The sequence below is a fragment of the Blastochloris viridis genome (assembly GCF_001402875.1).
In the GTDB taxonomy this organism is placed as follows: Bacteria; Pseudomonadota; Alphaproteobacteria; order Rhizobiales; family Xanthobacteraceae; genus Blastochloris; species Blastochloris viridis.
Window position 1 is genome coordinate 75,763 of record NZ_CP012946.1, and the last position, 13,992, is coordinate 89,754.

The 13,992-nt window shown below is 67.7% G+C and carries 12 protein-coding genes and 1 pseudogene; 9 read left to right on the plus strand and 4 right to left on the minus strand.

Features of this window, described 5'->3' with window-relative positions:
* Positions 1-24: 24 nt before the first annotated feature.
* Positions 25-639 (minus strand): YqgE/AlgH family protein, encoded by a 615-nt coding sequence (locus BVIR_RS00380; protein WP_055035948.1) that lies wholly within the window; start codon positions 637-639, stop codon positions 25-27.
* Between the two features lie 129 nt (positions 640-768).
* Here BVIR_RS00380 and BVIR_RS00385 point away from each other — a divergent pair, with 129 nt between their 5' ends.
* Both BVIR_RS00385 and BVIR_RS00390 read left to right on the plus strand, forming a co-directional pair.
* A complete protein-coding gene (locus BVIR_RS00385; protein ID WP_145911920.1) occupies positions 769-1,665 on the plus strand; it encodes a protein-disulfide reductase DsbD domain-containing protein in 897 nt (298 codons plus the stop codon).
* A gap of 154 nt (positions 1,666-1,819) precedes the next feature.
* Complete coding sequence (locus BVIR_RS00390) at positions 1,820-2,305, plus strand: peroxiredoxin (RefSeq protein WP_055035950.1); 486 nt, start codon at positions 1,820-1,822, stop codon at positions 2,303-2,305.
* A gap of 20 nt (positions 2,306-2,325) precedes the next feature.
* Here the strand turns inward: BVIR_RS00390 and BVIR_RS00395 are convergent, their stop codons facing one another.
* A complete protein-coding gene (locus BVIR_RS00395; RefSeq protein WP_055035951.1) occupies positions 2,326-2,532 on the minus strand; it encodes a YdcH family protein in 207 nt (68 codons plus the stop codon).
* Between the two features lie 190 nt (positions 2,533-2,722).
* Between BVIR_RS00395 and BVIR_RS00400 the strand changes: the two genes are divergently transcribed.
* Positions 2,723-2,905 carry a YdcH family protein gene (locus tag BVIR_RS00400; protein ID WP_055035952.1) on the plus strand — a complete coding sequence of 61 codons (183 nt, stop codon included), beginning with the start codon at positions 2,723-2,725 and terminating at the stop codon, positions 2,903-2,905.
* A gap of 317 nt (positions 2,906-3,222) precedes the next feature.
* Positions 3,223-3,936: an LOG family protein gene (locus BVIR_RS00405; protein WP_082417273.1), complete on the plus strand. Its 714-nt coding sequence runs from the start codon at positions 3,223-3,225 to the stop codon at positions 3,934-3,936.
* Here the strand turns inward: BVIR_RS00405 and BVIR_RS00410 are convergent.
* Positions 3,903-4,595, minus strand: coding sequence for a TetR/AcrR family transcriptional regulator (locus tag BVIR_RS00410; protein ID WP_417852061.1), 693 nt, complete (start codon positions 4,593-4,595; stop codon positions 3,903-3,905). The genes BVIR_RS00405 and BVIR_RS00410 overlap by 34 nt on opposite strands.
* Positions 4,596-4,844: 249 nt before the next feature.
* Here BVIR_RS00410 and BVIR_RS00415 point away from each other — a divergent pair, with 249 nt between their 5' ends.
* The 3 genes from BVIR_RS00415 (at position 4,845) to BVIR_RS00425 (ending at position 9,888) form a co-directional block, all read left to right on the plus strand.
* Positions 4,845-6,044, plus strand: a complete 1,200-nt coding sequence (locus tag BVIR_RS00415) for an HlyD family secretion protein (protein WP_055035955.1) — start codon at positions 4,845-4,847, stop codon at positions 6,042-6,044.
* Between the two features lie 8 nt (positions 6,045-6,052).
* Positions 6,053-7,648 (plus strand): DHA2 family efflux MFS transporter permease subunit, encoded by a 1,596-nt coding sequence (locus BVIR_RS00420; RefSeq protein WP_055035956.1) that lies wholly within the window; start codon positions 6,053-6,055, stop codon positions 7,646-7,648.
* Positions 7,649-7,947: 299 nt separating this feature from the next.
* Entirely contained in the window at positions 7,948-9,888 is a 1,941-nt protein-coding gene (locus tag BVIR_RS00425; RefSeq protein ID WP_055035957.1) for a propionyl-CoA synthetase, read from the plus strand.
* 247 nt (positions 9,889-10,135) lie between these two features.
* Here BVIR_RS00425 and ccrA read toward each other — a convergent pair whose 3' ends face one another.
* A complete protein-coding gene (gene ccrA / locus BVIR_RS00430; RefSeq protein WP_055038568.1) occupies positions 10,136-11,422 on the minus strand; it encodes a crotonyl-CoA carboxylase/reductase in 1,287 nt (428 codons plus the stop codon).
* A gap of 229 nt (positions 11,423-11,651) precedes the next feature.
* Here ccrA and BVIR_RS00435 point away from each other — a divergent pair, with 229 nt between their 5' ends.
* Both BVIR_RS00435 and BVIR_RS00440 read left to right on the plus strand, forming a co-directional pair.
* Positions 11,652-11,903: a GlsB/YeaQ/YmgE family stress response membrane protein gene (locus tag BVIR_RS00435; RefSeq protein WP_055035958.1), complete on the plus strand. Its 252-nt coding sequence runs from the start codon at positions 11,652-11,654 to the stop codon at positions 11,901-11,903.
* Positions 11,904-11,970: 67 nt separating this feature from the next.
* Positions 11,971-13,974: pseudogene (locus BVIR_RS00440) on the plus strand (methylmalonyl-CoA mutase family protein); the annotation flags it as partial.
* Positions 13,975-13,992: the final 18 nt, after the last annotated feature.

Consider the following 13,992-nt stretch of genomic DNA (forward strand, 5'->3'; position numbering starts at 1 on the left):
CGCCGTTGGTCGCGCGCGCAAAGATCAGGCGTGCCCCGCCTCGCTGGCGAGGTTGCCGATGCCGACGCCGATTTTGCGCAGGGCCTGATTGTACTTGGCCTCGGTCTCGCTGCCGAAGATCAGGTCGGGATCGGCCGCGCAGTGCAGCCAGCCATTGGCCTGGATTTCCGACTCGAGCTGGCCGGGCGCCCAGCCGGCGTAGCCGAGCGCCAGCACGGCGTTGTGCGGGCCGGTGCCCTGGGCGATTGCCTTGAGAATGTCGAGCGTGGCGGTGAGGCAGATGCCGTCATTGATCGTCAGCGTCGAGTTCTCGATGAAGAAATCGGAGCTGTGAAGCACGAAGCCGCGGCCGGTCTCGACCGGCCCGCCGCGCAGCACGCGGATGTCGTCGGCGCCGCGCGGGAGCTGGATCAGGTCCGCTTCCGGCACGATCTCGAGTTGCACCAAGAGGTCCGAAAAGCGGATGTCCGGCGCGAGGTGGTTGACGACGATGCCCATCGCACCCTCGGCCGAATGCGCGCACAGATAGATCACCGAGCGTTCAAAACGCTCGTCGTGCATCGAGGGCATGGCGATCAGCATCTGGCCGTCCAGATAGCCGACCGACCGGTCGCTTCGGCTGGATCGCATGAGCTTCATGGCCGAATGGTAGCTGCTCCGTCCGCCTTTGCAAACGGTGGCGTTCCACCGAGGGAAATCTCTCACGAACTCGTGGCTGGCGCGCTCCGGCGAAGGTGAATAATTGGCGCAACGCAGGAGCGGGTCGCCGTGTCTATCTGTTTCGTTTTTCGCCGGATGCTGGGGGGCGTCGCCACCGCCGCCGCGCTGGGCTCGGCGACGGTGGTGGTCGCCGCCGCCGAATCGGCCTGGGTCAAGGCGCCCTATTCCGCAGTGCGCCTGATCGCGCCGGCGGCGAACGACGGTGCCGGCCTGAAGGCCGGTGTCGACCTCAAGCTCGACCCCGGCTGGAAGACCTATTGGCGCTATCCCGGCGAGGCCGGGCTGCCGCCACGGTTCGATTTCGCCGGCTCGCTCAATGTGCGGGCGGTCGAGGTGTCGTGGCCGGCGCCGCAACGGTTCGAGGCCGGCGGCACGGTGTCGATCGGCTATGGCGGCGGCGTGGTGTTTCCCCTCACCGTGCATCCGCTCGACCCGGCCCGGCCGGTGGTGCTGGCGGCGGCGGTTTCCTACGCGGTGTGCGGCACGCTGTGCATTCCGGCCGAGGTGTCGCTCCGCCTGCCGCTGTCGCCGCGGAAGCCAGGTCCGACCGATCCGGTCAAGGTCGCGACGCTGGTGGGCAGCGCGGCCGGACCTGATGCTGCGGCGCTGCTGCAGCGCTTCGGCGCCCGGGTGCCGCGTCCGGTCGCGGTCGGTGCCGGCGGCCCGCTTGCCATCGCTGCGGTCGCCATCGACCGCAGCACGGTGCCGTGGCGGGCGCGGGTGGACGCACATGCGCCGGCCGATGCCGAACTGTTCGTCGAGGGACCGAGCGCGGACTGGGCGCTGCCGGTGCCGGCCCCGGCCACGGTGGTCGGTGACGGCCGGGTGCGATTCCTGTTCGACCTCGACGGGATGCCCGCCGGGGCGGTCCTCGCGGGCGCGAAGCTCACGCTCACCTTGGCATCAGAGGGCGGCGCCATCGAAGCCGTGGTGCCGCTGGAGTAACCGGAGCGGCGGCGCCATCGCTCCCGATCCGGCCCCGCGACCACGAGGACAGCCCTGGACGCGGCGCCGCATCGCACTAAATGCCGGTGCAGCGCGGGCTTGAGCGCCACGCAGCCGAAATCTGAACCCGAGATTCCGACGAGGAGCTTCGACCATGGCCATCAAGGTCGGCGACCGCCTGCCCGACGTCACCTTCCGCGTCCCCGGCGAGGACGGGCCGGCGGCGAAGACCACCGCCGAGCTGTTCGAAGGCAGGAAGGTGGTGCTGTTCGCCGTGCCGGGAGCGTTCACCCCGACCTGCCACAAGAATCACCTGCCGGGCTATCTGGCGCGGGCGGCCGACTTCAAGGCCAAGGGCGTCGACGCCATCATGGTCACCGCGGTCAACGATCCGTTCGTGATGGCGGCGTGGGCGAACGCCAGCGGCGCCGAAGGCAAGATCGCCTTTCTCGCCGACGGCAGCGCCGAGTTCGCCCGGGCAGTCGGGCTCGAGCTCGACGCCTCGGCGTTCGGGATGGGCATCCGCTCCAAGCGCTACGCGATGGTGGTGGACGACGGTGCGGTGACGGTGCTGTCGGTGGAGGACACGCCGTCCAAGGCCGAGCAGTCGAGCGCGGAGACGCTGCTCAAGCATCTTTGAGCGGCCGGCGCGCAGGGCGCTCAGGCGATGATGTCGGGGAACAGCTGATCTTCGATCTCGCCGATGCGGTCCTTGATCAGCAGCTTGCGCTTTTTCAAGCGCTGGACCTGGATGCGGTCGAACCCCGCCGTCGCTTCGAGCGCGGCAATGGCGGCATCGAGGTCGCGGTGCTCCTGCTTGAGCCGGGACAACTGGGCGCGCAGTTCCGATTCGTCTGATTGGGTCATCACGCCGCAGGCTCGCTCCGCCGCCCCGCGGCGCACAAGGTCAGTATCACTCCGCCTTGCACCTCCCGCAAGGCAGGAGGGGCCGGCAAAGCCGGTCCGGAGTGCTGCGACGCAGCACAGTCGGCTGTCGACTTGCCTGAAACTGCATGGCAGACTTCTTCCGCTTGGCCCTTAAGGGAGAACGTAGCAGATGTCCATGCAGGCCCACCTTGCGGAACTCGAGAAGCGCCATCAGGCGATTTCCCGCGAGATCGAAAATCACATCGCCCATCCGTCCGCCGACGATCTGCGTATCGCGGAACTCAAGCGGCGTAAGCTTGCGCTCAAGGATGAGATCGAAAAGCTCCGGGCCGACGTCGTCAGCTTGCACTGATCTGCACGAGACCGTGACTTGAGACCGCAGCTGGCGCGGGGCGATCGGGGTTGGCCGACGCCTGCCAGTCCAGCAAATGGGGTTGCGTGGACAGCGAGGCCGAATGCGGTCCACGCGATTTGGTTTTTGCGCCCGCGCGTGCGGAAAATGCAGTTGGGACGGAAGGTCGGTATTGTGGTCGCGATGACCCAGTCTGCGTGGTTCGCGTCGTGACCGATCCTGTCTCTGCGTCCGCTGGGCCGGACGCGACGCCGGCGCTCCAGTCGCCGTCCTATCGCCTGGCGGCGCTCGACCGCGACTTCCTGCTCGGCGATTCCATGCGCGGTGCGCGGTTTCTGCTCGAATACAGCAAGGTCGAGGAAACCCTTCGGCGCGAAAACATCCGCTCGACCGTGGTGGTGTTCGGCAGTGCCCGCGTGCGCGAGACCGGCCCCGGCCGCCACGCCGACTGGTACGCCATGGCGCGCGACTTTGGCCGCATCGCCTCCCAGCGCGGCGGTGCGCTCGACCACGGCCACGGCGTCCGCGACAACGTCATCACCACCGGCGGCGGCCCCGGCCTGATGGAGGCGGCCAACCGCGGCGCGATCGATGTCGGCGCGCCCTCGATCGGCTTCAACATCCTGTTGCCGCACGAGCAGATGCCGAACCCCTACACCACGCCGCTCCTCACCTTCCGCTTCCACTACTTCGCGATGCGCAAGATGCATTTCGCCATCCGCGCCAACGCGCTGGTGGCGTTCCCCGGCGGGTTCGGCACCCTCGACGAAGTGTTCGAGATCCTGACGCTGCGGCAGACCGGCAAGATGGGGCCGGTGCCGATCGTGCTGGTCGACCGCGCGTTCTGGACCCGGCTGCTCGACCTGCCGATCCTGGTCGACAATGGCCTGATCGACCAGGACGACGTCGCACTGATCGATTACGCCGACTCCGCCGACGAAGCCTGGGCGGTGCTGGCCCGCCACGGCCTCGGCAAGCACGATCCGGCGTTGCCGCCTCAGCCGCTCGGCGCCCCGGCCGGCCGGCCGTAGGCGGCAAGGAACATCTCGACCGCCTTGCCGATGACATAGGCGATCTCGGCGTCGCTCGGTGCGGTATCGATGGCGCGGTAGAGCCGCGGCCGCACCAGATTGGTCTGGCACAGTTCGGTGAACTGGGCGGCGGCGAAGGCGGCGTCGTCGACCGCGAGCAGGCCGCGTTCGGTCATGCGGCGAAGGTAGTCGGCGAGGATCGGCCGGCAGCGGCCCGGCCCCTCGGTGTAGAAGCCGCGGCCGATCTCCGGCATGCGCTCGGTGACGCCGAGCACGATGCGTTGGGCGCGCAGGGTCCAATCAGAGGTGAGGAAGCGGGCGAATGCGGCGCCGAACCTCAACAAAGTGGTGCGCACATCGGGGTCGTCGTCGATCAGCTTGAACACGTCCTCGACGTGCTCGCGGCGCTTCTCTTCGATCAGCGCCGAGAACAAATCCTCCTTGGTGGCGAAATAGACGTAGAGCGTGCCCTTGGAGACGCCGGCCTCGCGGGTGATGTCGTTCATCGAGGCGGCGTCGAACCCCATGGCGGAGAACACCCGGTCGGCGCCCATCAGGATCTGGCGCCGCTTGGCCGGGTCGGTGCCGGCGGCCGGGCGGCCGCGGCGGCCGCATTCGCCCCCGTCCGCGCTGCTCCGCTCCGCCGCCGCCTCGCTCATGTCACGCATCGCTCCCATCTCATGCCGCCGTCACCCGGACCGGGAATTATACGGTTTCCGGCCTGATCAGCCGGATTTCGTCTCACATTCGCGAGATAGATCGAACCGAACGGTTCGGTTCCCTCTTGATATCCGATCCGGGCTGCCTTAATCAATATCGAACCGAACGGTTCGGTCAATATGGCGCAGCGATGTCCTCGGGCACCGCCGCCGATCCGGGCGGACTGAGCCAGGGACCGCGACCGTCGCATGAAGACCACCGACCTGATCGACGCCGAACGCCCGGATTCACCCGCCGAGACTCCGGCTGCCAAGAGTCCGGGCGCGAAGACTCCGCCCATTCTGAATCCACCCACGACGAATCCGCCCGCCGCGCCGCCGCCCGCCGCCCCGGTGCAGGCGGAAGCGCCGCGCCCCTCCCGCGTCCGGCGCGTGCTGCCGGTAATCGCACTGCTGCTCGCCGGCGCCGTCGTCTGGTACGGCTATCATTGGTGGACCGAGGGCCGCTTTCTGGTTTCGACCGACGACGCCTACATCGGCGCCGAGAGCGCAACCCTGGCGCCCAAGATCGCCGCGCTGGTCGCGCAGGTCCCGGTCGAGGCCAACCAGCGCATTGCCGCCGGCGACCCGGTGGTGGTGCTGGACGACGGCGATTATCGCCTCGCGCTGGTGAGCGCCGAGGCCAAGCGGGCGACGCAGGCCGCCACCGTGGCCCGCATCGACCAGCAAATCGCGGCCGCCAGGATCGGCATCGACCAGGCCAAGGCCCAGCTTGACGCCGCGGTGGCGGATCGGGTTCGGGCCGAGGCCGATTTCTCCCGCGCCGAACAGCTCTTTACCCGCGACGTCGGCGCCAAGGCGACGGTCGACAAGGCCACCGCCGACCGCGACCGCGCCCGGGCGCTGGAGGCCGCCGCCCGCGGCGCGCTGGAGGCCGCCAAGCTCAATGTCGGGGTGCTTCAGGCCCAGCGCGCCGAGGCCGCCCGCGTCGCCGCCGAGTTGGACGTGGCGCGCGACCGCGCCAAACGCGACCTCGACTTCACGGTGATCCGCGCGCCGTTCGCCGGCGTCATCGCCAACAAGTCGGTGCAGGCCGGCGACTATGTCAGCCCCGGCAAGCGGCTGGCAGCGCTGGTGCCGGTCGAGAACGTCTATATCGACGCCAATTTCAAGGAGACCCAGATCGCGCGCATCCGGCCCGGCGCCATCGCCCACATCCAGGTCGACGCCGATCCAGGTCGCGACATCCTCGGCACCGTCGACAGCATTGCGCCGGGCTCGGGCGCGGTGTTCTCGCTGCTGCCGCCGGAGAACGCCACCGGCAACTTCACCAAGATCGTCCAGCGCGTGCCGGTGCGGATCAAGGTGCCGGCCGAGATCGCGCGCGAGGGGCGGCTGCGGCCCGGCCTGTCGGTGGTGGTCGAGATCGACACCCGCACGCCGAACTGAGACTCGCCATGACCGACGCCACCCTGACCGGGGCCACCGCTGTGCCGGCCGGCGCCCCCGCCGACGAACGCATCGACCCGATGCGGGTGGTGGCGTTCGCGGCGATGATCTTCGGCATGTTCATGGCGATCCTGGACATCCAGATCGTCTCCGCCTCGCTCGCCGAGATCCAGGCCGGGCTGTCGGCCTCGGCCGACGAAATCTCCTGGGTGCAGACCGCCTACCTCATCGCCGAGGTGGTGATGATCCCGCTGTCGGGCTTTCTGTCGCGGGCGCTGTCGACGCGGGTGCTGTTCGCCGGCTGCGCCGCGGGCTTCACCCTGGCCAGCGCACTGTGCGCCACCGCGACCTCGATCGAGGAGATGATCGTCTTTCGCGCCATCCAGGGCTTCATCGGCGGCGGCATGATCCCGAGCGTGTTCGCGGCCTCGTTCACGCTGTTCCGCGGCAAGCAGCGCGCGGTGGTGACGCCACTGATCGGCCTGATCGCGACGCTGGCGCCGACCATAGGCCCCACCATCGGCGGCTATCTCACCCAGGCGTTTTCCTGGCACTGGCTGTTCTTGATCAATGTCGGGCCGGGCATCGCGGTGACGCTGGCGGCAGTGCTGCTGATCGATTTCGACAAGCCCGACCATTCCCTGCTGAAGCATCTCGACTGGCTCGGTCTGTTCGGCATGGCGGCATTCCTCGGCAGCTTGGAATACGTGCTGGAGGAGGGGCCGAACCACGACTGGCTCCAGGACGAGGCGGTGTTCAACTGCACCGTGGTGTTGGTTGTCGGTGCGGTGGTGTTCGCTTGGCGGGCCTTCACTGCGCACGAGCCGATCGTCGACATCTACGCCTATCGCGACCGCAACTTTGCCTTCGGCTCGCTATTGTCCGGGGTGCTCGGCATCGGTCTTTACGGCCTCACCTATCTTTACCCGGTCTATCTGGCGCGGGTGCGCGGCTACGATTCGCTGATGATCGGCGAAACCGTGTTCGTCTCCGGCGTCGCCATGTTTCTTACGGCCCCGATCTCCGGCAAGCTGTCGACCAAGATCGATCCGCGACTGTTGATGATGATCGGCTTCGCCGCGGTCGGGCTCAGCACCTTCATGGTGACCGACGTCACCAAGGATTGGGACTTCTGGGAGATCTTCGTCCCCCAGATTCTGCGCGGCTCTGGCTTGATGCTGTGCATGGTGCCGATCACCAACCTTGCGCTCGGCACCCTGCCGCAGGAGGAGCTCAAGAACGCCTCCGGCCTGTTCAACCTCGCCCGCAATCTCGGCGGCGCCATCGGGCTCGCCGCCATCAATACCGTTCTCAACGACCGCATGGATCTGCACCTGGCGCGGTTGCACGAGCACGTCGCCTGGGGCCGCGGCGCAGCAGAGGAGCTGCTGGCGAACCTCACGCTGAAGTTCTCCCATTTCGGCCCCGGCACCGACGAAATGGCCGCGATCAAGCAGATGGCGCTGCTGGTGCGGCGCGAGGCGCTGGTGATGGCGTTCGCCGACGTGTTTTTCGTGCTGACCGTGCTGTTCGGGCTGGTGGCCTGCGCCGCCATGGCACTACACAAGCCAAAGCCGATGGATGGCGGCGGAGGCGGCCATTGATCTTTGCCGGATCACGCGTTGGGACCGGCTTTCGTTTGCCGGAAATCCTATTTTCGAACAAGGAGTTCGGGCGAGCACGCCGTCTTGGATAACATCGGGATATCCCGCGCCCGCAGGCGGCGCGACGCGGGTCGCCTCGACCGGTAGAATTCCGTAGCGGCTGCGGCGGCCACGCGCGACATTTCGGCGCGCGCGCCTCTCCGCCTTATGTCCGATAGCGTCAATGCTTGCGCGCTGTATGGTTCCGGCCACAATCGGGGGCAAGGCCCGTCCATAGGGCCGAGCGAGAGGGAACCGCCATGACTGCAACGACCCGTGCGCCGGCCGCTGCGCCGGCGAGCCGCTATTGGGATGTCTATGCCGCCTGGAAAGCCGACCCGCAGACATTCTGGGGCGAGGCGGCGAAGGGCCTTGATTGGTTTGAGCAGCCCAAGACGGTGTTCGACGAGAAACTCGGCGTCTATGGCCGCTGGTTCCCCGACGGGGTCTGCAACACCTGTTACAACGCCATCGACCGCCACGTCGCGGCCGGTCGCGGCGATCAGGACGCGATCATTTACGACTCGCCGGTAACCGGCACCAAGGACCGCATCACCTACGCCCAGCTTCAGCACAAGGTGGCGACCTTCGCCGCGGTGCTGGCCGAGTTCGGCGTCGGCAAGGGCGACCGCGTCATCGTCTACATGCCGATGATCCCGGAAGCGGCGATCGCGATGTACGCCTGCGCCCGGCTCGGCGCCATCCACTCGGTGGTGTTCGGCGGCTTCGCCTCGAAAGAGCTGGCGACCCGCATCAACGACGCCAAGCCGAAGCTGATCGTGACGGCCTCGTGCGGCATCGAGCCCAACCGCGTGGTGCCCTACAAGCCGCTGCTGGACGAGGCCATCAACCTCGCCGCCCACAAGCCGGAGACCTGCATCGTCTTCGCCCGGCCGCAGGCCACCGCCAAGCTGACAGAAGGCCGCGACTACGACTGGGCCAGCGAAGTCGCCAAGGCCGAGGCCGCCGGCAAAAAGGCCGACTGCGTGCCGGTCAAGGCCACCGACCCGCTCTATATCCTCTACACCTCCGGCACCACCGGCATCCCCAAGGGCGTGGTCCGCGACAATGGCGGCCACATGGTGGCGCTGCACTGGACCATGTCCAACCTCTACGGCATCAAGCCGGGCGAGGTGTACTGGGCCGCCTCCGATGTCGGCTGGGTGGTCGGCCACTCCTACATCGTCTACGCGCCGCTGCTCGCGGGCTGCACCACCATCATCTATGAGGGCAAGCCGGTCGGCACCCCGGACGCCGGCGCGTTCTGGCGCGTGGTGTCGGAGTACAAGGTGGCGGCGCTGTTCACCGCGCCGACCGCGTTCCGCGCCATCAAGAAAGAAGACCCCGACGCCAAGCTGCTGGCCGATTACGACGTAAAGTGCATGCACACGCTGTTCCTGGCCGGCGAGCGCGCCGACCCCGATACCGTGATGTGGGCGGAGCGGATTTTGGGCGTGCCGGTGGTCGATCACTGGTGGCAGACTGAAACCGGCTGGGCGATCGCCGGCAATCCGGTCGGGCTCGGCCTGCTGCCGATCAAGCCGGGCTCGCCGACGGTGGCGATGCCGGGCTACGACGTCCAGGTCGTCGACGAGGCCTGCCACCCGGTCGCCGTCAACAAGATGGGCTCGATCGTGATCAAGCTGCCGCTGCCGCCCGGCTGCCTGCCGACGCTGTGGCAGCAGGACGACCGCTTCGACGACAGCTACCTTCACGAGTTCCCCGGCTACTACAAGACCGCGGACGCCGGATTCGTCGACGAGGACGGCTACCTCTACATCATGGGCCGCACCGACGACATCATCAACGTCGCCGGCCACCGGCTGTCGACCGGCGGCATGGAAGAGGTGCTGGCGTCCCACCCGGCGGTGGCCGAGTGCGCGGTGATCGGCATCAAGGACGAGCTGAAGGGCGAGGTGCCGTGCGGCTTCGTGGTGCTGAAGGCCGGCGTCACCAAGAAGCCGATCGACATCGAAAACGAGATCGTCAAGCTGGTGCGCGACAAGATCGGGCCGGTGGCGGCGTTCAAGATCGCCATCACCGTCAACCGCCTGCCCAAGACCCGCTCGGGCAAGATCCTGCGCGGCACCATGAAGAAGATCGCCGACGGCGACAACTGGACCATGCCGGCGACCATCGACGATCCGGGCATCCTCGACGAGATCGCCGAGCAGATGAAGAGCCACGGCGTCGGCGCCTGAGGTTTGGCGCTTGAGGTTTACGGAGGCGCAGCCGCCGAAGGGTCGCGGCGCCTCCGGGTTCTGGCCAATAAAAAGGGCCTCCGGCGACCAGCCGGAGGCCCTTTTCAGTGCGGGAGCCGGGTTCGATCCCGGTGCCGCCCGCGCCCGCGATCATGCGGCGCCCGGACGACGAGCCTCGGGCCGGATCGGCCGGATTTTGTATGACACCGGCGCCGCACCGCTGATGGCGGGACGCGTGGGCGCCGCATCAGCCCTGCCGCGCTGCCACCACGTCATCCAGCGTCTTGAGGCCGGGGTTAGGGGCGTTGACCAGCACCGCCATGTTGCCGGGCGCGTGCTGGTTCTTCCACATCTTGGTGTGCGCGAGCGGGATCTGGCCCCAGCCGAACACCTCGCTCATGCACGGGTCGACGTGGCGGTCGAGCACGAACTGGTTGGCGGCCGAGGCCTGCTTCAAGTGGGCGAAGTGCGAGCCCTGCACCCGCTTCTGCCGCATCCACACGTAACGGGCATCGAACGTGAGGTTGAAGCCGGAGGTGCCGGCGCAGAACACCACCATGCCGCCGCGCTTGACCACCAGGCATGACACCGGGAAGGTGGCCTCGCCGGGATGCTCGAACACGATGTCGACGTCCTTCTTGCCGGTGATGTCCCAGATCGCCTTGCCGAACTTGCGCGCCTCCTTGGTCCAGGCGTCGTATTCGGGGGTATTGACCTTGGGCATCTGGCCCCAGCAGTTGAAGTCCTTGCGGTTGATGACGCCCTTGGCGCCAAGGTCGAGCACGTACTGGCGCTTGGACTCGTCGGAGATGATGCCGATGGCGTTGGCGCCGGAGGCCGCACACAGCTGGATGCCGAACACGCCGAGCCCGCCGGAGGCGCCCCACACCAGCACATTGTCGCCGGGTTTCAGCGTGTGCGGCGGATGGCCGAACAGCATGCGGTAGGCGGTGGCCAGCGTCAGCGTGTAGCAGGCCGCCTCTTCCCAGGAGAGGTGAGCCGGCTTCTTCAGCAGCTGGCGCGACTGCACCCGGCAGAACTGGGCGAACGAGCCGTCCGGGGTCTCATAGCCCCAGATACGCTGGGAAGCCGAGAACATCGGGTCGCCGCCGTTGCACTCCTCGTCGTCGCCGTCGTCCTGGTTGCAGTGGACGATGACCTCGTCGCCGACCTTCCAGCGCCGCACCTTGGCGCCCACCGCCCACACGATGCCGGAGGCGTCGGACCCGGCGATGTGATAGGGCTGCTTGTGGACGTCGAGCACCGAGATCGGCTGGCCGAGCCCGGCCCACACGCCGTTGTAATTGACGCCGCCGGCCATCACCAGGATCAGCACCTCGTCATCGCCGATCGGCCAGGTCGGCACCACCTCGAGCTGGAACGACTGCTCGGGCGGGCCGTGGCGCTCCTTGCGGATCACCCAGGCGTGCATGTTCGGCGGCACGTGGCCGAGCGGCGGAATTTCGCCGATGTCATAGAGATCCTTGGTGGCCGAGGTCCCGTTCGAAGCCGAGGTCTCGGCTGCAGCGGTCATCGTCATCGCGGTCTCCCTGTTGGACGGCTGTCTCGTTGAAACAAGACGGCTCTTTGAAACAGCCGTCTTGCAGCGGCCGTTCGGCAGTGCAACATAGCGAATAGTTTCAAACGGTGCGAGTGGACGTGCCTTCGACCTTGGTCGGCTCCGCCTGCTGCGCGCGGGTCTGTGACCGCAGGTCGCTGCCGCCACCGCCGTCAGTTCAGTTAACCTCGGGGAGTGAACTGAGATGTCGATTGAAGCTCTTATTGTCCTCGTGATCATCGGCGCCATCGCCGGCTGGCTCGCCGGCCTGATCGTGACCGGCTATGGCTTCGGGCTTGCCGGCAACATCGTGGTCGGCATCCTGGGTGCCTTTCTCGGCAACTGGCTGCTCGGCGCCAGCGGCCTGATGTTCGGCACCACCATCCTCGGCGCCATCATCCGGGCTTTGATCGGCGCCATCGTGCTGCTGTTGTTGCTGCGGCTGGTCCGAAGGTAGCGTCCTCCGACGAAGGCGGCATGGTTGCGCCCGCGCCGACCGGGTAGAACAATCCTTTGCCCCGCCCGACCGAACGCTGTGCCGGAGCCTTAAGCCGATGACCACCCGCGACAAGCCCTGGATCTTTCGCACCTATGCCGGCCACTCGACCGCGGCGGCGTCGAACGCGCTCTATCGCGGCAACCTTGCCAAGGGCCAGACCGGGCTGTCGGTGGCGTTCGACCTGCCGACCCAGACCGGCTACGATTCCGACCACGTGCTGGCGCGGGGCGAGGTCGGCAAGGTCGGCGTGCCGATCGCCCATCTCGGCGACATGCGAACGTTGTTCGAGGGCATCCCGCTCGCCGAGATGAATACCTCGATGACCATCAACGCCTGCGCGCCGTGGCTGCTCGCGCTCTACATCGCGGCCGCCGAGGAGCAGGGCGCCGGCCGCGCCGCCCTCTCCGGCACCACCCAGAACGACATCATCAAGGAATATCTGTCGCGCGGCACCCACGTGTTCCCGCCGGCGCCGTCGATGCGGCTGACCAAGGACGTCATCTTGTTCACCACCCGCGAGATGCCGAGGTGGAACCCGATGAACGTGTGCAGCTACCACCTGCAGGAGGCCGGCGCGACGCCGGTGCAGGAGCTGGCGTTCGCGCTGTCCAACGCCATCGCCATCCTCGACACCGTCTTGGCCTCGGGCGAAGTCGACCATGCTGGGTTCGAGGAGGTGGTCGGCCGCATCTCGTTCTTCGTCAACGCCGGCATGCGGTTCCTCACCGAGATCTGCAAGATGCGGGCATTCGGCGAATTGTGGGACGAGATCACCCGCACCCGCTATCGGGTCGCCAATCCCAAGCACCGCATGTTCCGCTACGGCGTGCAGGTCAATTCGCTCGGTCTCACCGAGCCGCAGCCGGAGAACAACGTCTACCGCATCCTGATCGAGACGCTGGCGGTGACGCTGTCCAAGCGCGCCCGCGCCCGCGCGGTGCAGCTGCCGGCCTGGAACGAGGCGCTCGGCCTGCCGCGGCCGTGGGACCAGCAATGGTCGCTGCGCATGCAGCAGATTCTTGCCTATGAGACCGACCTGCTGGAGTTCGGCGACATCTTCGACGGCTCGACCGAGATCGCGGCGAAAGTCGAGGCGCTGAAGGCCGAGGCGCTCCAGGAGATCGCCAAGATCGACGCCATGGGCGGCGCCATCGCCGCAATCGAGTCGAGCTACATGAAGCAGCAGTTGGTCGAGACCAATACCCGGCGGCTGGAGGGCATCGAGCGCGGCGAGCAGATCGTGGTCGGCGTCAACCGCTTCAAGGAGACCGAGCCCTCTCCGCTCACCACCGGCGAGGGCGCCATCCTCACCGTGCCGGAGCATGTCGAGGCCGAGCAGGTGGCGCGCCTCAACGCCTGGCGCGCCAGCCGCGACGCCAAGGCGGCCGCCAAGGCGCTGGCGGCGCTGCGCGCGGCTGCGGCGGAAGGCCGCAACATCATGGAGCCATCGATCGCCTGCGCCAAAGCCGGCATCACCACCGGCGAGTGGGGCGGCACGCTGCGCGAGGTGTTCGGCGAATACCGTGCCCCGACCGGGGTCGGGCGGGCCGCCCGCGCCGACGTGGTCGGGCTCGACGAGGTGCGGCGCGACGTCGAACTGGTGTCGAAGCGGCTCGGCCGCCGGCTCAAGTTCCTGGTCGGCAAGCCCGGGCTCGACGGCCACTCCAACGGCGCCGAGCAGATCGCGGTGCGGGCCCGCGACGCCGGCATGGAGGTGGTCTATGAGGGCATCCGCCTCACCCCGGCCGAGATCGTCAACGCCGCCTTGGAGGAGGGCGTCCACGTCGTCGGCCTGTCGATTCTGTCCGGCAGCCACGTGCCGCTGGTGCGCGACGTGATGGAGCGCATGCGCAAGGAGGGGCTCGACGACGTGCCGGTGATCGTCGGCGGCATCATCCCGCCGGAGGACGCCGCCCTGCTCAAGGCGTCCGGGGTCGCAGCGGTCTACACGCCCAAGGATTACGAGCTGAACCGAATCATGGCCGACATCGTGCGCATCGTCGGCGGGGCGGGGCAGAAGGCGGCGTGAGGCGTTGAGGGGTGGGTG

Coding starts and splice junctions, on each gene's coding strand:
- BVIR_RS00405 (WP_082417273.1), top strand. CDS start 3,223: ATGCGCGGTGCGCGGTTTCTGCTCGAATACAGCAAGGTCGAGGAAACC.
- BVIR_RS00390 (WP_055035950.1), top strand. CDS start 1,820: ATGGCCATCAAGGTCGGCGACCGCCTGCCCGACGTCACCTTCCGCGTC.
- BVIR_RS00415 (WP_055035955.1), top strand. CDS start 4,845: ATGAAGACCACCGACCTGATCGACGCCGAACGCCCGGATTCACCCGCC.
- BVIR_RS00425 (WP_055035957.1), top strand. CDS start 7,948: ATGACTGCAACGACCCGTGCGCCGGCCGCTGCGCCGGCGAGCCGCTAT.
- ccrA (WP_055038568.1), bottom strand. CDS start 11,422: ATGACCGCTGCAGCCGAGACCTCGGCTTCGAACGGGACCTCGGCCACC.
- BVIR_RS00420 (WP_055035956.1), top strand. CDS start 6,053: ATGACCGACGCCACCCTGACCGGGGCCACCGCTGTGCCGGCCGGCGCC.
- BVIR_RS00395 (WP_055035951.1), bottom strand. CDS start 2,532: ATGACCCAATCAGACGAATCGGAACTGCGCGCCCAGTTGTCCCGGCTC.
- BVIR_RS00400 (WP_055035952.1), top strand. CDS start 2,723: ATGTCCATGCAGGCCCACCTTGCGGAACTCGAGAAGCGCCATCAGGCG.
- BVIR_RS00410 (WP_417852061.1), bottom strand. CDS start 4,595: ATGAGCGAGGCGGCGGCGGAGCGGAGCAGCGCGGACGGGGGCGAATGC.
- BVIR_RS00380 (WP_055035948.1), bottom strand. CDS start 639: ATGAAGCTCATGCGATCCAGCCGAAGCGACCGGTCGGTCGGCTATCTG.
- BVIR_RS00435 (WP_055035958.1), top strand. CDS start 11,652: ATGTCGATTGAAGCTCTTATTGTCCTCGTGATCATCGGCGCCATCGCC.